This window comes from Polynucleobacter sp. MG-27-Goln-C1 (genome assembly GCF_018881905.1).
Taxonomy (GTDB): Bacteria; Pseudomonadota; Gammaproteobacteria; order Burkholderiales; family Burkholderiaceae; genus Polynucleobacter.
The window spans coordinates 668214-685488 of record NZ_JACVPM010000001.1 but is presented as its reverse complement, the minus strand read 5'-3'; the positions used below and the strand labels follow the sequence as shown (position 1 = coordinate 685488).

The 17275-nt window shown below is 48.0% G+C and carries 12 protein-coding genes; 7 read left to right on the top strand and 5 right to left on the bottom strand.

The genetic code is table 11. The features are described from left to right. The first annotated feature begins 19 nt into the window (after positions 1 to 19). On the top strand, positions 20 to 1141 hold the full coding sequence (locus tag ICN14_RS03520) for an NADH:flavin oxidoreductase/NADH oxidase (RefSeq protein ID WP_216224802.1): 1122 nt from the start codon (positions 20 to 22) through the stop codon (positions 1139 to 1141). Positions 1142 to 1194: 53 nt separating this feature from the next. Next, positions 1195 to 1854 carry a SprT family zinc-dependent metalloprotease gene (locus ICN14_RS03515; protein ID WP_216224800.1) on the top strand — a complete coding sequence of 220 codons (660 nt, stop codon included), beginning with the start codon at positions 1195 to 1197 and terminating at the stop codon, positions 1852 to 1854. Positions 1855 to 1861: 7 nt separating this feature from the next. On the opposite strand, the gene dnaQ is transcribed toward ICN14_RS03515, so the two are convergent. From dnaQ to ICN14_RS03490, 5 genes are all read right to left on the bottom strand, one after another. Next, positions 1862 to 2572, bottom strand: coding sequence for a DNA polymerase III subunit epsilon (dnaQ, locus tag ICN14_RS03510; protein ID WP_216224798.1), 711 nt, complete (start codon positions 2570 to 2572; stop codon positions 1862 to 1864). After that, positions 2572 to 5670, bottom strand: a complete 3099-nt coding sequence (locus tag ICN14_RS03505; RefSeq protein ID WP_216224796.1) for an efflux RND transporter permease subunit — start codon at positions 5668 to 5670, stop codon at positions 2572 to 2574. Before ICN14_RS03505 ends, dnaQ begins: the two co-directional genes overlap by 1 nt. After that, positions 5667 to 7022, bottom strand: coding sequence for an efflux RND transporter periplasmic adaptor subunit (locus ICN14_RS03500; protein ID WP_216224794.1), 1356 nt, complete (start codon positions 7020 to 7022; stop codon positions 5667 to 5669). Before ICN14_RS03500 ends, ICN14_RS03505 begins: the two co-directional genes overlap by 4 nt. Before the next feature lie 116 nt (positions 7023 to 7138). Continuing rightward, on the bottom strand, positions 7139 to 7594 hold the full coding sequence (gene rnhA / locus ICN14_RS03495) for a ribonuclease HI (RefSeq protein ID WP_215334807.1): 456 nt from the start codon (positions 7592 to 7594) through the stop codon (positions 7139 to 7141). A gap of 4 nt (positions 7595 to 7598) precedes the next feature. Then, positions 7599 to 8384 carry a class I SAM-dependent methyltransferase gene (locus tag ICN14_RS03490; RefSeq protein WP_255535940.1) on the bottom strand — a complete coding sequence of 262 codons (786 nt, stop codon included), beginning with the start codon at positions 8382 to 8384 and terminating at the stop codon, positions 7599 to 7601. Positions 8385 to 8420: 36 nt separating this feature from the next. On the opposite strand from ICN14_RS03490, the gene gloB reads away from it, so the two are divergent. The 5 genes from gloB (at position 8421) to carB (ending at position 17256) form a co-directional block, all read left to right on the top strand. Then, on the top strand, positions 8421 to 9227 hold the full coding sequence (gene gloB / locus ICN14_RS03485) for a hydroxyacylglutathione hydrolase (RefSeq protein WP_216224791.1): 807 nt from the start codon (positions 8421 to 8423) through the stop codon (positions 9225 to 9227). Next, complete coding sequence (locus ICN14_RS03480) at positions 9227 to 10636, top strand: transglycosylase SLT domain-containing protein (protein WP_216224790.1); 1410 nt, start codon at positions 9227 to 9229, stop codon at positions 10634 to 10636. The genes gloB and ICN14_RS03480 overlap by 1 nt, the downstream gene beginning before the upstream one ends. A gap of 34 nt (positions 10637 to 10670) precedes the next feature. After that, a complete protein-coding gene (locus tag ICN14_RS03475; protein ID WP_216224789.1) occupies positions 10671 to 12554 on the top strand; it encodes a propionate--CoA ligase in 1884 nt (627 codons plus the stop codon). 245 nt (positions 12555 to 12799) lie between these two features. Further along, positions 12800 to 13993 carry a glutamine-hydrolyzing carbamoyl-phosphate synthase small subunit gene (gene carA, locus ICN14_RS03470; protein ID WP_216225036.1) on the top strand — a complete coding sequence of 398 codons (1194 nt, stop codon included), beginning with the start codon at positions 12800 to 12802 and terminating at the stop codon, positions 13991 to 13993. After that, positions 13993 to 17256, top strand: a complete 3264-nt coding sequence (carB, locus tag ICN14_RS03465; protein ID WP_216224788.1) for a carbamoyl-phosphate synthase large subunit — start codon at positions 13993 to 13995, stop codon at positions 17254 to 17256. Before carA ends, carB begins: the two co-directional genes overlap by 1 nt. The last annotated feature ends 19 nt before the right edge of the window (positions 17257 to 17275 follow it).

Here is a 17275-nt window from a genome sequence, read left to right as displayed (position 1 = left end):
CAGGATCCCAGAGCCCCCCATGAGTCTTTTATTCTCTAGTTACACGCTTAGCTCTCCCAAGGGCGATTTAACGCTCCCTAATCGCATCGTAGTGGCCCCAATGTGCCAGTACTCAGCTGTCAATGGCGAGGCTCAGGACTGGCATTTAATGCACTGGGCCAACCTCCTCAACAGCGGGGCAGCTCTATTCATTATTGAGGCTACCGGAGTGACGCCAGAGGGTCGTATTACCCCTGCTTGCCTGGGACTATGGGATGACCGTACTGAGGCAGCCCTCAAAGACAAGCTCAGCAGAGCACGTAAGTTGGCGCCAGAAACCCCCGTTTTCATCCAATTAGCACATGCCGGTCGGAAGGCCTCCAGCGCGACCCCTTGGGATGGCGGTCAATTACTGTCTAAAGAGCAGGGTGGCTGGGAGACGGTTGCTCCTTCAGCTATTCCACAGCTCAAAGATGAGCGATTACCGCATGAACTCTCCAAAGCGGAGTTGCTTGAGCTGATTGACGCATTTGTTGTTGCAGCGCAGCGTTCTAAGCGGGTCGGTGTCGATGGTATTGAGTTACACGGGGCGCATGGCTATCTTCTGCATCAGTTCTTATCGCCGATCGCTAATCAACGTACCGATGAATATGGCGGCTCATATGAAAATCGCATCCGCTTCCCTTTGGAATTATTTGCAGCAGTACGCAAGGCTTATCAAGGCGTATTAGGCATTCGGATCTCTGCAAGCGATTGGATTGAGGGTGGCTGGACTCCAGAAGAAACTGCTGACTTTGCATCCCGCCTCAAACCACTCGGATGTAATTTTGTTCACATTTCATCAGGAGGCATTTCACCATTGCAGAAGATTGCAATAGGTCCAAACTATCAAGTGCCATTTGCCAAGATCGTAAAAGACAAGTCAGGTTTGCCCACAATGACAGTTGGCTTGATTACCGAGCCACAGCAAGCAGAGGATATCTTGCAAAAAGGGGATGCGGATCTAATTGCCTTAGCCCGAGCATTTTTATATAAGCCAAGATGGGCTTGGGAAGCGGCTGCAGCTTTAGGTGGTACCGTGCCCTCTAATGAGCGTTACTGGCGCTGCTTACCGCGCGAGGCTCAAGCCATATTTGGTGATGTCAAAGTAGGGCAGCGATAATAGAGTCTTACCCAGCAACAAGCCTTTGAACTAAAAACATAAATGAGTCATTCATGAAGCAACATTCTGTACGAGAATCCTGGCTGGAAGACGCCGTTAGACATCTAGAGCCTGTGTTTTCAAAAGCAGGGTATGCCATTCCGCCAGTGAGAGTGTCTTGTGGCTTTCCAGCTTCCAGTAGTCCTAGAACAACGCTAGGGCAGTGCTGGCCTCGCGAGCGTTCTGGCGGGGGTGTTAATGAGATCTTCATTTCGCCCAAGTTAGATGATCCCGTGCAGCTATTGGATACCTTAGTGCATGAGTTATGCCACGCGGTAGATGATTGCTTTAGCGGTCATGGTGAAGACTTTAAAGGTATTGCTCAGACTGTTGGCCTAGAAGGTCCCGCCAGAATGGCACATGCTACTGAAGAGTTGATGGTGCGTCTGATGATGATTAGTCAAGAGCTTGGCCCATATCCACATCAAGCTATTGTTTTTCCACCGCCAAGACCAAGCAACGCAAGTCGCAATAAGGCCAAATGCGGTCAGTGTGGATATGAAGTAACGCTATTAAAGAAGTGGGCTACCTATGGAGCTCCGATTTGCCCGAAAGACAATATTCGGATGCAAGAGGCGGTTATTGAAACGATTGAAAATACGACCGAGCACGATACAGAATCTGTTACTGGCTCAAAACCAAAGGCAGATGAAATCCGCCGCGCCATTAGCTAGTTAGAACTTAACTGGTAACAGCAGAAGGACTCCAAACGGGGTCCTTTTTACTTGCCTTGGCAATTTCACCCAAAATCTTTTCATGGAGCTCACAATCTTCTAGGCTAGCTGTCATGAGTTTGAGCTTCGTAGGTAGGGCTTTCATTTGGCCGGATGCATCTGTGCCAACGGTGTAATCAATCAGATCAATCGAGAGATCTTCTTGACCACGTGTCATTGCTACATAGACTTCAGCCAATAGCTGGGCATCAAGTAAAGCGCCGTGCAAAGTACGGTGTTGATTGCTAATAGCAAATCGTTCGCAGAGGGCGTCTAGGGAGTTGCGCTTACCTGGAAACATTTGACGAGCATCCAAAAGGGTATCGGTCACTTTAGATGCAAGACCCCTAAAAGGAGGGCGCTTAAGCAAAGCAAATTCGTTATCCAAGAATCCCAAGTCAAACGCTGCGTTATGAATGACTACTTCAGCGCCATCAACGAATTCAATTAACTCTTCAACAATATTGGCAAATACAGGTTTGTCGGATAAGAATTCACGGGAGAGTCCGTGAACGGCAAAAGCACCCGCATCGATATCACGCTCAGGATTAATGTAGTAATGGAAGGTGCGATCGGTTAATCGACGACCCACCATTTCAACGCACCCGATTTCAATAATGCGGTCGCCTGTAGCGGGATTCAGTCCGGTAGTTTCAGTATCGAGAATAACTTGACGCATTAGGTGCCTTCTAAAACAGATGGGGGGATTTCCATGGGGCCAGTGCCGGCATATTTATCAAGATATAGGTAAATGACTGGCGTAATAATCAGGGTTACAAATTGAGAGAAGATCAAACCTCCCGCCACACTGATACCGAGTGGCTGGCGAAGTTCTGCGCCAGCACCAATTCCGAATGCAATAGGAAGTGCCCCCATTAAAGCGGCAAAGGTAGTCATCATGATGGGGCGGAAGCGCAAGATACAGGCTTCACGAATCGCTTTCTCTGGTGACATGCCTTGATTGCGCTGTGCATCCAAAGCGAAGTCGATCATCAAAATCGCATTCTTCTTCACAATACCAATTAACAGCAAGATGCCAATCGAAGCAATGATGGTGAGTTCAAACCCAAAGATGCGTAGCGCCAGGATGGCACCAATCGCAGCCGATGGAAGACCCGCAAGAATAGTCAGCGGGTGAATATAACTCTCGTACAGAACCCCCAGAAGAATATAAATTACACCCAGTGCAGCAAAAATCAGAATCAACTGACCCGATTGATTGCTCTTAAAGACGGCCGCATCACCACCGTAACTAGTGATGATGGAGGATGGCAGGTTAATTTCTTTGGTATAGGCTTCAATCTTTTTGGTTGCATCTCCCAAGAAGACATCCGGCGCCAAGTTAAATGACAGCGTTACAGCCGGAATCTGTCCTTGATGGTTTACTGCAGTAGGGCCGATAGTTCGTGTGAAGCTGGCCACATTGGAGAGCGGAATAAGCTTATCAGTAGCGCGACCACGCACAAAAATCTTGTTGAGATCGGTTTCATATTGTCGGTCTTCTTCTGCTGCCTCAAGAATTACGTAGTAGGTATTTACTGGCGTGTAGATTGTGGAGACTTGTTTTTCTCCAAAGGAGTTGTACAAGGCAGAACGAATATCGGTAATGGTGATACCGGCGCTCGCAGCTTTCTCGCGGTCGATATCAATTTTGACATTCAAGCCTTTTAATTGAGAATCGCTGGTGACGTCGCGGAACATAGGGTCTGCACGTAGCTTTTGCATCAGCTTATCTGCCCATTCATTTACGCCTTCAAAGCCAACGCTTTGCAATGTAAATTGATAGCGACTCTTGCTGCTTCTGCCGCCAAGCTGTAAGTTCTGTACGGGGCGCATGTAAACCTGGAGGCCTGGGATTTCTTTGAACTTAGCCCGAAGACCTTCCATAATCTTCGCCATCTTTGCTCTATCACTCTTGGGTTTCAGAATGATGAAGATTCGACCGGTATTGCTGCCCGAGCTATTGCCACCACCTACTATTGAGATGGAGCTGGCCACATTGGGATCTGTGTTGACTAGTGCTGCAGCTTGATCCTGGAGTGTCAACATTGCCTTGAAAGAAATATCTTCGGAGGCTTCGGTTGTTGCGAGGATTTGCCCAATATCTTCCTCTGGAAAAAATCCTTTAGGACTATTAACAAACAGAACAACTGTAATAACAAAGGTAGATAGGGCACCCCACAATACTTTTTTGCGGTTCAGTAGCGCCAAGTCTAAATAATGAATATAGGTCTTGAGCATCCAATCAAAAAAGATATCAAACTTTTTATTGATCGCATATTCTTTTGCGTGCTGCCCAGGCTTTGGTAGGAAGCGACTGCATAACATCGGCACCACTGTGAGTGATACGAGCGCTGAAACCAGAATTGACAAGGACACGACTACTGCAAATTCTCTAAAGAGGAGGCCGATAGGCCCTGGCATAAAGAAGAGCGGGATGAAGACGGCTACCAAAGAGATTGAGATCGAGATAATCGTAAAGCCAACCTCCTTGCTTCCCTTTAGCGAGGCTTTGAGTGGATCCATGCCTTGCTCGACATAGCGCATGATGTTTTCTAAGACTACGATCGCATCATCAACTACCAAGCCCACTGCAAGCGTAATTCCCAATAGGGAAATGTTATCTAGGCTATAGCCTAAGAAATACAGTAAAAAGAACGCGCCAATCAAAGAGATCGGCAAGCTGATCGAGGGAATGATAGTTGCTGAAATGTGCTTGAGGAACAGGAAGATCACTAAAACAACGAGTAATACAGTTAAAGCTAGAGTGATATTGACATCATGGATCGCTTCAATAATGGAAAGGGATCGGTCATTCAAAAGCTGTAGCTTGATGGAGTCAGGCATTTGCTTCTGAAGTTGGGGAAGTAATTCTTTGACTGACTTTACTACCTCAACCGTATTTGCATTTGGCTGACGCAGTACGGCAATCGCGATTGATCTTTCACCATTAGCGCTGGCTAAGGTCTTCACATCTTCATAACTCTCAACAACCTCAGCTACATCCTTGAGGTAGATTGGCAAACCATTTTTCTGGCTAATGATGAGATTGCCAAATTCTTCTGGGCGAACTAACTGGGGGTTGGCATAAATAGTGATCGACTGGCGGGGACCATCTAACACGCCTACTGGACTATTCGAGTTTGCTTTATTGATTGCTGTAGCAACGTCATCCATCGTCAAATTGCGATTACCTAGTGCATCAGGATGAACGCGAACTCGCACGGCATATCGTTTGGCGCCATAGACTAGAACCTGCGCCACACCACTAATGGTGGATAAGTTTGGCGATAGTAAATTTTCAGCATAAGCATTGAGCTCAGACAGGCTAATCGAAGGCGACTGCATTCTTACAACCAGAACTGGCGTGTCAGCTGGATTAATTTTGCGGTAGGACGGCGGCACCGTCATTTCAATTGGGAGTCGTTTCTGTGCTCGTAGTAAGGCTGCTTGAACGTCTACGGCTGCCTTATCAATATCGCGATCATTATTGAACTCCAAGGTAATGCTAGTACTACCCAAGGAGTTGGTGGAGCTAATAATCTTCACACCATCAATGGTGGAGAACTCTTTTTCTAAGGGCAGGGCAACTGCTGATGCCATATTTTCTGGTGATGCGCCTGGAAGAGATGCACTAACAGAGATAACTGGCGTATTAAAGCTAGGAAGAGCCGCAACTGGAATATTGAGGTAAGCAACAGTTCCCGCAATGACAGTTGCCACAGAAAGCAGCACCGTCATTACCGGGCGGCGTATACATAATTCGGATAAGGTCATTTCTTGTCTACTGCAGAAGGGGTTGCTGGTGTGGGGGCCGCTGCTGCAGTTGGTGCTGCGGGAGTTGCGGGTGCAGCTGTTGGAGCTGCACCTTTAACTTCTTTAGCCTCTTTGGTTTTGCTACCTGGACGTAAATTCTGCTTACCTTCAACCACTACACGATCACCAGACTCAATCCCAGTGATGACTGAAGAGCCTTGGTATTCATAAACAACCTTAACTGGTTTTGAAACTGCTTTGCCATCTTTATCTACCGTGTAGACCAGCTTGCCGCGTGGACTAATCACAATGGCCTGGGATGGAACAGCTAGTGCATCTTTCAAGTTATTGGCGACAAGTGACACGCGCGCAAATTGTCCGGGTAGAAGTGTCATCGCATCATTTGGAATTTGCGCCTTAACGCGAACAGCTGCAATTGAGGGGTCTACCTGGTTGTCGATAACTAGGACTTTGCCTTCATAGGTTCTTTTGCTGGCATCACCAACAGTTACTTTTACTGTGAGTGGTTCACCATCCAATTGATTCTCCAGCAAGACGGGGATATCTTTTTCTGGAATGACGAATTGAACATTAATAGGGTTGAGCTGGGTAATGGTTACCATCGAACCAACGCTCGAGGTGGCGGTAGAGCTGGTAGCTGTTGTGACTACGTTGCTGGCCTGCACCAAGGATCCCGGGAATACGTTAATGATTCCGGCTCGACCGTCAATTGGTGAGCGGATCGAATCAAATGACAGTTGCACTTCAGCAGAGCGGGCTGCTGCTTGAGCTGATTTAGCATTCGCAAGAGAAGTCTCTAGGCCTGCTTTAGAGATAAAGTTTTTTGCGACTAACTCTTTGGCACGCAAATACTGCTTTTGAGAATCATCAGCCAGGGCTTTTAATTTCTCATAGTTCGCCTTGTCATTGCGATCATCGAGAGTAAATAGGAGTTGACCTTGCTTTACTTCCTCTCCGTCCTTAATATGAATCTTCGCCACCGTATTGGTCACCATCGGACGAATATCCACGATGCTGTTGCTCACAATCGTGCCTGTGGCTTCAATCACCAAAGGTATCTCTTTTTTGTCCACCACGATTGTGCTTACGGTCACAGGGCCACCGGCCTTGTCTGCGGCAGGGAAAAAATAATCAATTGCCTTAGAGCCGGCATACAAAACAACCAACACCATCAAAATGCGCCACTTGTATTTAAGGGTGAATTCTTTCGCTGTCGCGTAGTCTATTTTTTTGACTTTATCGATGTAGGGGGATAGCTTTTGCCAAAGCTTGCATAGGCGCGCCTTTACCGAATTTTTCAGTGCGGGTAATTTGGCAACGGCTTTATCTAAGGCTGATTCAATTTTGGACACGGTCTCGGCGTTTTTCTTGGTTCTATATGGGTTTAGCGGTGAATTCTGTACCAGCTCTGAATGCACTCATTCTCTCATAAGACCGTCAAAAACGGGCTTGCCAACACCCATCCAGCTTAAGGCAGAAATTCCTCAACGCCTTTGTTTGCCAGGAGGTCTGCGAGCTCATTTCCGGGGTGGCCATTATGACCACGCACCCAATGCCAAGAGATCTTGTGATCAGGGATGAGGGCATCCAATTCTTGCCATAAATCGGCATTTTTGACCGGATCCTTGCTGGCCGTCTTCCAACCTCTTTTTTTCCAACCTTCCAGCCATTCTGTAACGCCTTTTTGGACGTATTGGGAGTCAGTCCATAGCTCAACCGAGCTGGTTTGTTTCAGAGCCCGTAATGCATGAATGACTGCACTGATTTCCATGCGGTTATTGGTGGTGTGCTCAGCACCCCCGTGCAAATGCTTTTCATGCCCCCCGGAGCGTAGAACGGCACCCCAACCCCCTGGACCGGGATTACCTTTGCAGGCTCCGTCGGTATAAATGACGATATGTGGGAGTGATTTGGTGTGTGGCATATCGTTAATTTACTTGGTCTTGGTGATTTGCTAGGTTCTGCCGACTTTCAGCGGCTGGGCTTAGTTGGGTAATTGCTGGAATACGCAATCCCTGGACCTGCCCAATGAGGCGGATGCCTTGTTGGCGTTTGATGGCGGAAACCAAGAAGACGGCCCCAAAAATAGGCCACCAGCGATTACCAGCAGGCTCCATAAAGTCCATTCTGCCCATGCCGGACTCACCGCTTAAGGGGAGTTTGTAGCATCCAAAATGACCGCGATCTAATGAAAAGTTCAACAGTTGCAACCAATCTTTAATTCTCAGGAGACCAATAAATTGGCCATCCCTCGGTAAGTAGGGGCTGCCGATGAGTCGGCTGAGATATTGGCGCATTCCCCAAAGGCTGGCTGGGTTAAAGCCTGAAATAATCAAACGACCCTCCGGGCGAAGCACGCGCTCAGCCTCTCGCAGAATTTGATGGGGATCAGCGGCAAATTCCAAGACATGTGGGAGTACTAATAGGTCGATGGTTTCCGATGCAAAAGGTAGCTCGTTTGCATTACCTTCTACTTGATGCCAGTTAAATTCACTAGCGTGTTTTTGGCGATCATTTGAATGAATCAGCAGGGCATGCAAAGGCATGCGATTTTCTGCCAGGGTATTGATTTGTGGCAAACCGATCTGTACAGCGTAAAAACCAAAGACATCGGCCACGATTTGATTGAAGCATTTCTGCTCCCAGGCAAGCACATAGCGTCCAGGAGGCGATTGCAGCCACTTTTCCCATGAACTCCATGGTGGTGCAGGCATCTGAGATGGGGAGGGTGGGGTTGGTATCATCGGTCTATGGTGAAGAATACTTTATTGCAGGTTTGGCCGATACCGGCCTTTGACGACAACTACATCTGGTGCATCCATGATGGGCAATCCGCCTTGATTGTGGATCCAGGTGATGCTGCCCCAGTACTGCAATACCTTGAGCAGAAAAATCTCACTCTGACCGGTATTTTAATTACCCATCACCATGCTGACCATACGGGTGGCATCCTCAATCTATTGCAGGCACTGGGATCAGTCCCAGTTTACGGTCCCGCCAATATTGAGATTCCTGGTCGCACGAATATCATGATGGAAGGCGACAAGATTGAGGTAGCTGCACCACGTATTAGCCTTGAGGTGTACGAAGTGCCAGGCCATACCTTGACTCACATTGCTTACTTTGCAAACATGCAGGCCAACGTGGTTGAGCCCATGCTGTTCTGTGGCGATACCTTATTCGCATCAGGTTGTGGTCGTTTGTTTGAGGGCACCCCAACACAGATGAGCCAGTCCCTGGCTAAATTTATTGCCTTGCCAAAAAATACCCTGGTGTATTGCACTCATGAATACACCTTATCCAATATTCGCTTCGCATTAGCGGTTGAGCCAAATAATGCGAACCTCATTACTTGGGCGGAGACTGCCAAGGCTCTGCGGGATCAACATCTCCCAACCTTGCCTACGACTATCGGACAAGAGCTGCAAGTCAATCCATTCATGCGTTGTGATCAACAGGCCGTCATTGATGCCGCACTTGAAGTCTCTGGTGAGAAATCATTGCCCACGCCCGCGCATGTCTTGGCGGTGATCAGGGCTTGGAAGGATCGGTTCTGATGTTGTGGCGCTATGCGGCGATCTTGCTGATTGCCGCACTCTCGGGTTGTGCAAGTACTGGAGATTGGTCTTCTGATACGCCGACGCGTCAGGATCCGCGTGCCTCCAAAGCAAAGCGCGTCAATCTTAAGAATCAATCGGTCAGTGACTTATACGCTCCTTCAAGCAATCTCTGGATTCGTATTCGGGATGGCTTTGAGATGGAGCCGATGAATACGCCTCTAGAAATCGAACAAGTACGTTGGCTTAGCGCTCGTCCTGATTATGTGAATCGCTCGATGACGCGTTCATCTCGTTACTTGTTTTATATCGTGCAGGAAGTCAATGCGCGCAATATGCCAACGGAGATCGCTTTACTGCCTTTTGTGGAGAGTGCCTTTGTCACCAATGCAAAGTCCAGCGCTAAGGCAATGGGTTTGTGGCAATTTATGCCGGCGACTGGCAAAGATTTTCGTTTAACGCAAAACGTCTTTAGAGATGAGCGCAGAGATGTATTGCAGTCAACCGATGCTGCCTTGGATTACTTGCAACGTTTGTATAAGCAGTTTGGCAGTTGGGAGCTTGCATTAGCCGCTTACAACTGGGGCGCGGGCAATGTCTCTAAAGCGCAGAAACGTAATTTAGCGGCAGGACTGCCGACGGATTATCTAAGTCTCAAGATGCCGAATGAGACACGTAACTATGTGCCTAAGTTGATGGCCTATCGACAGATTGTGTTGGATCCTCAGGCATACGGCATTGTCTTGCCTGAACTAGAAAACCATCCTTACTTTGTAGCGGTAGATGTTGGTAGTGATATCGACGTTGATCTGGCGATTAAGTTGGCCGAGATTCCACCAGATGAGTTTCATAGTCTGAATCCATCTTTTAATAAGCCAGTCATCTTGAGTAATGCTAACCAGCAGATTTTGCTGCCGTTCGGTCATGCGGAAATCTTCCAAGCAAACCTCAAGCAGTACAACAAACCGCTTTCATCTTGGGCTGCCGTTCAGGTCACTAAGACAGAGTCAGTTGACCAGGCTGCCAAAACTCTGGGTGTGGATGCTGACACTCTGCGAGAGGTAAATGGCATTCCAAAGGGGATGCGCATTCGCTCTGGATCTACCGTTCTAGTGCCAAAGACCAGCCGTAGACCTGGCGATATTTCTCTGGCGATGGCTGAGAATGGCAGCCTTAGCCTCGACAAGCCAGCGCCACCAGCGCCTAAAAAATGTGCAAAAGGGGCCAAATGCCCGGTAGCAAAACCTGTAAAAGGGGCTTCTAAGGGTAATTCTTCTGCAAATAATGCTGCATCTCAGCATAAATCCGCATCGACAGGGCTTGCAAAATCTGCGAAAAATGGGTCTGCGAATGCATCTAGCTCAACTGCCAAGGTTTCCAATAGCAAAGGGGCTAGCAAGATTCAGTAAGTCCAGACACTTTATTTACTTATTTAGGTTAACCATGTCCTACAAATCAGAACACGAACGCTCCATTAAAGACCCAGATGGATTCTGGGGAGAGCAGGCAAAACTCATTCACTGGGAAAAGCCATTCAATAAAGTTCTGGATTATGCAAATCCCCCATTTGCGAAATGGTTTGAAGGCGGCCTAACTAATCTTTGCTACAACGCAGTCGATCGTCATCTCAAAGATCGCCCTGATCAAATTGCACTGGTTGCTGTTTCAACAGAAACCAATTTAGAAAAAGCTTACACATTTAAAGAGCTCTACGAAGAAGTCAATCGTATGGCCGCTATCTACAAAGCTAATGGCGTCAACAAGGGCGATCGTGTATTGATCTACATGCCGATGATTGCTGAAGCTTGCTTCGCAATGCTCGCTTGCGCACGCATTGGTGCAATTCATTCTGTGGTCTTTGGAGGCTTTGCTTCCCACAGCCTGGCATCACGTATTGACGATGCAAAACCAAAAATGATTGTGACTGCAGAAGCAGGCGCACGTGGCGGTAAAGCGGTCCCTTATAAGCCTTTACTCGACGAGGCAATTACGCTTGCGAGCTATAAACCTGAGAAAGTATTGATTGTGAACCGCGGTCTGACTGAGTTCGCAACGGTTGCTGGCCGTGATTTAGATTACGCGACTGAGCGCCAGAAGCATCTCAATGATTTGGTGCCAATCGAGTGGGTTGATGCAACTCATACTTCATACATCTTGTATACCTCCGGCACTACTGGTAAGCCGAAGGGTGTTCAACGCGACACTGGTGGTTATGCGGTTGCCTTGGCTGCAACTATGAAGCACATTTTCTGCGGGAATCCTGGCGAAACCATGTTCTGCACATCAGATATTGGTTGGGTTGTGGGTCATAGCTACATCATTTATGCGCCATTGCTCAATGGCATGGCAACCATCATGTATGAGGGAACGCCATTGCGTCCGGATGCGGGTATCTGGTGGGAATTGGTTGAGAAGTACAAAGTGTCAGTGATGTTCTCTGCGCCCACGGCAGTTCGTGTTCTCAAGAAACAAGATCCCGCTTTCTTAACTAAATACGATCTCTCGAGCTTACGCGCCTTGTTCTTGGCAGGCGAGCCTTTGGATGAGCCAACAGCAACATGGATTCATGATGCGATCAAGAAGCCAATCGTGGATAACTACTGGCAGACCGAAACAGGTTGGCCAATGCTGGCAATTCAGCGTGGCGTAGAAGTGATGCCGCATAAGTTTGGTTCACCAGGCGTCCCTTCATTCGGCTACAACATGAAGTTGCTTGATGATGCAACTTCAGAGGAGTTGGGTCCAGATCAGAAGGGCGTTATTGCAATTGAAGGCCCTTTACCTCCAGGCTGCATGCAAACTGTTTGGGGTGATGACAAACGCTTTGTTAGCACTTATTGGGAAACTATCCCGGGCAAGACCATTTACTCCACTTTTGACTGGGGTATTAAAGACAAAGATGGTTACTTCTTCATCTTAGGCCGTACTGATGACGTGATCAACGTTGCAGGCCATCGCTTAGGCACTCGTGAAATCGAGGAGAGTATTTCTAGCCACCCCAATATCTCAGAAGTGGCAGTGGTGGGTATTGAGGACAAACTCAAGGGTCAGGCAGCGATTGCCTTTGTAATCCCAAAGGACTCCTCAAATACAGCCACCTTAGAAGCAGAGTGCATGAAGACTGTAGACACCACATTAGGCGCGATTGCCCGCCCAGGCCGTGTTTATGTGGTTACCGCTTTGCCCAAGACCCGTTCCGGCAAGATTGTCCGTCGTGCGCTCCAGGCTGTGGCTGAAGGGCGCGATCCTGGTGATATCAGCACCATGGAAGATCAAGGCGTTTTGGCTCAAATTAAGACCATCATCGAGCAAAGCGCAAAGTCCTAAATCTAGGGTAGTTTTAGTCAAAATAAGCCCCTCGGTCGCATGACTTGGTGGCTTATTACCTTCCAAGCCCAATTGGCTGGGAATCCAAGGGTTTATACGCAAAACTGGTATCATTACTAGGTTCAAAACTTAATAAATTACCCTAGCGCTTAAAGACACTCACCTCCCGCACAAACAGTCCTGGGTTGGTCTTTTTGGGGTGTTGAGCGTCGGATGGAGCAGGGACTGGAGATGGTTTGTCACCCTTGCTTCCTTCTTTTCCTCCCGCCGTGTTGGCTCTAGCCGACGGCACCGTATTTCCCGGTCTTAGTATTGGCGCCCCTGGCGAAACTACCGGCGAAGTCGTTTTCAATACCGCACTTACTGGCTATCAAGAGATCATTACTGATCCTAGTTACTCACGCCAAATCGTGACCTTGACTTATCCTCACATCGGCAACGTCGGTGTGAATGGTCAAGATGCTGAGTCGGATCAAATTCATGCTGCTGGCTTGGTCGTAAAAGACCTTTCTAAGCGTGTATCCAATTTCCGCTCTGAAGAAACTCTCGATAGCTACCTGACTAAGGCGGGCGTAGTGGGTATCTCTGGTATCGATACCCGCAAGCTCACTCGCATTCTGCGAGATAAAGGTGCTCAGTCAGGTGCAATCGTCGCTGGCAAGATGGGTGATGATGTAGAGACTCTCAGTAAGAAAGCCTTGGAGCTAGCTAAAGCCTTCCCCGGTATGTCAGGTTTGGATCTAGCTAAAGTGGTTACGACTAAATCTCCATACCAATGGCGCGAAGCCGAGTGGGATCTTCATGGCCCCGACGGTAAGCCTACTTATAGAACCTTAGACGCCAGCAAGCCAATCAAGAAAGTCGTCGCTTATGACTTTGGTGTGAAGCGCAATATTTTGCGCATGCTCACAGAGCGTGGCTGTGAACTCACGGTTGTGCCTGCACAAACTAGCGCCGCTGAAGTGTTAGCGATGAACCCAGATGGCGTGTTCTTCTCAAACGGCCCTGGAGATCCTGGTCCTTGCGATTACGCGATTGCTGCTGCAAAAGAAATCATTGAAAAGGGTGTTCCAACATTCGGTATTTGTTTGGGCCACCAGATCATGGGCTTGGCTGCTGGCGCTAAAACTTTGAAGATGAAGTTTGGTCACCACGGTGCAAACCATCCTGTAAAAGATTTGGATACTGGGCGCGTAGCGATTACCTCTCAGAACCATGGTTTCGCAGTGGATGCTAAAACTTTGCCAGACAATATTCGTGTCACGCATGTTTCTTTGTTTGATGGATCGCTACAAGGCCTGGCTTGGAAAGATAAGCCTGCTTTGTGTTTCCAAGGTCACCCTGAGGCCTCACCTGGTCCTCATGACATCGCCTATTTATTTGATCGTTTTGTGGAGCTAATGAATGCTGCCGCTGTTAGCAATAAGGGAGGCAAATAATGCCTAAGCGTAGCGACATTAAGAGCATCCTGATTATTGGTGCAGGCCCGATTGTCATTGGACAGGCTTGTGAGTTTGACTATTCCGGCGCGCAAGCTTGTAAAGCTTTGCGTGATGAAGGCTACAAAGTCATTTTGGTGAACAGCAATCCTGCGACCATCATGACTGACCCAGAGATGGCGGATGTGACTTACATCGAGCCAATTACTTGGGAAGTAGTAGAGCGCATTATTGCTACTGAGAAACCGGATGCGATTTTGCCAACGATGGGTGGTCAAACTGCCTTGAATTGCGCGCTTGATTTGCATCGCCATGGTGTTCTCGAGAAATACGGTTGTGAATTGATTGGCGCTTCACCAGAGGCGATTGATAAAGCAGAGGACCGTCAAAAGTTTAAAGATGCGATGACCAAGATTGGTCTCGGTTCTGCGAAGTCTGGCATTGCGCACTCAATGGATGAGGCGCATGAAGTTCAGCAACGTATTCAGAAGGAAACTGGCAGCCTAGGTTTCCCAGTCGTGATTCGTCCTTCTTTCACTATGGGTGGATCTGGCGGTGGTATTGCATATAACCGCGAAGAGTTTGAAGAGATTTGCAAACGCGGTTTAGATTTATCACCAACACGTGAGCTCTTGATTGAAGAGTCTCTCTTGGGTTGGAAAGAGTTCGAGATGGAAGTGGTGCGTGACCGTGCCGATAACTGCATCATCGTTTGCTCAATCGAAAACTTAGATCCAATGGGTGTGCATACCGGCGACTCAATCACTGTTGCCCCAGCGCAAACATTGACGGATAAAGAGTATCAAATTCTCCGAAACGCCTCAATTGCGGTATTGCGTGAGATTGGTGTAGATACTGGTGGTTCAAACGTTCAGTTCTCCATTAACCCAGTTGATGGTCGCATGATCGTCATCGAGATGAACCCCCGCGTTTCACGCTCATCTGCCTTGGCTTCTAAGGCGACTGGTTTCCCAATCGCTAAGATTGCTGCAAAGCTCGCGGTTGGCTATACCTTGGATGAGTTGAAGAACGACATCACTGGTGGCGCTACTCCAGCATCCTTTGAGCCATCGATCGACTATGTTGTCACAAAGATTCCTCGCTTTGCGTTTGAGAAATTTCCGCAAGCAGACTCTCGTCTGACAACGCAAATGAAGTCTGTAGGTGAGGTGATGGCCATTGGCCGCACTTTCCAAGAATCATTCCAAAAAGCATTGCGCGGTTTAGAGGTTGGCGTTGACGGTCTAGATGAAGTTTCTACAGATCTAGATGACATCATTCAAGAAATCGGCGAGCCAGGCCCAGATCGTATTTGGTATTTGGCAGATGCTTTCCGTATGGGCATGGGATTAGATGAGATTTTCAACGAGACCAAGATAGACCCTTGGTTCTTGGAGCAGATTGAAGAACTCATCACCATGGAAACCGAGCTCAAGCAGCGCAAGATCGATAGCTTGTCAGCGCCAGAGTTGCGTTTCATCAAACAAAAAGGTTTTTCAGATCGTCGCTTAGCGAAGTTATTGGGAGTGGATGCTTCCTCTGTTCGTGCAGCACGTCATCGCCTCAAAGTAGTGCCTGTATACAAGCGTGTAGATACCTGTGCGGCTGAGTTCTCTACAAACACTGCTTATTTGTATTCTACTTACGAAGCAGAGCATGGCGAGTGCGAATCACAGCCAACCACTAAAGACAAGATCATGGTGCTGGGTGGTGGTCCAAACCGTATTGGTCAGGGTATTGAGTTTGACTATTGTTGCGTTCATGCTGCCTTAGCAATGCGTGAAGATGGTTACGAAACCATCATGGTGAACTGCAACCCAGAAACGGTTTCCACTGACTACGACACATCCGATCGCTTGTATTTTGAGCCATTGACTCTGGAAGATGTTTTAGAGATTGTTGCAATTGAAAAGCCAAAGGGTGTGATCGTTCAGTACGGCGGTCAGACACCTTTGAAGTTGGCATTAGATCTCGAGGCAAATGGCGTTCCAATTATCGGCACATCACCAGACATGATCGATGCAGCTGAAGATCGCGAGCGCTTCCAGAAGTTATTGCATGAATTGAACTTACGTCAGCCGCCTAACCGTACCGCTCGTGCGGAAGATGAGGCATTGAAACTTGCTGAAGAAATTGGTTACCCATTGGTAGTTCGTCCTTCCTATGTATTAGGTGGTCGCGCCATGGAAATCGTTCATGACGGTCGTGATCTCGAGCGTTATATGCGTGAAGCGGTTAAGGTATCTCATGACTCACCAGTTTTGCTAGATCGCTTCTTAAACGATGCGATTGAGTGCGATGTGGACTGTATTAGCGATGGTCAGAATGTATTCATTGGTGGTGTGATGGAGCATATTGAGCAAGCCGGCGTTCACTCTGGCGACTCTGCCTGTTCATTGCCACCGTACTCCCTCTCTGATGAGACGATTGCAGAAATTAAGCGTCAAACAGCGGCAATGGCTAAAGGCCTAAACGTAGTGGGCTTGATGAACGTGCAGTTTGCGATCCAGAACGTGGATGGCAAAGATGTGATTTATGTTCTTGAGGTAAACCCACGCGCTTCTCGCACGGTGCCATTTGTATCTAAGGCAACCGGCTTGCAGTTAGCCAAAATTGCAGCACGCTGCATGGTGGGTCAGACCTTAGAGCAGCAGGGCATTAAAGCTGAAGTGAAGCCAGGGTATTTCTCCGTTAAAGAAGCGGTGTTCCCATTCAACAAGTTCCCAGGCATTGATCCAATTCTCGGGCCAGAGATGCGTTCTACTGGTGAAGTGATGGGCGTAGGTAAAACTTTCGGTGAAGCCTTATTTAAATCTCAGCTAGGCGCTGGCATTAAATTGCCTAAGAGCGGTACTGTGGTGTTAACAGTCAAAGATAGCGATAAGCCAAAAGCAGTTGAAGTAGCTAAGCTCTTGCATCAGTTGGGCTTCCCAATGGTGGCTACCAAAGGAACTGCTGCAGCGATTGAAGCTGCCGGGTTGCCAGTGCGCGTAGTCAATAAAGTGAAAGATGGTCGCCCTCACATTGTTGACTTGATCAAGAATGGTGAGATCTCACTGGTCTTTACTACCGTTGATGAGACCCGTACTGCGATTGCAGATTCCCGATCTATTCGTACAAGCGCTCAAGCCAATAACGTGACCTACTACACCACGATTAGTGCAGCACGTGCCGTAATGGATGGTTTGATGACATCGCAAAATGGCAATAAAGAGTCTCTTGAAGTGTATTCATTGCAGAATCTGCATAAGACTCTCAATTAAATTAAGTTAGGTAAGAAGC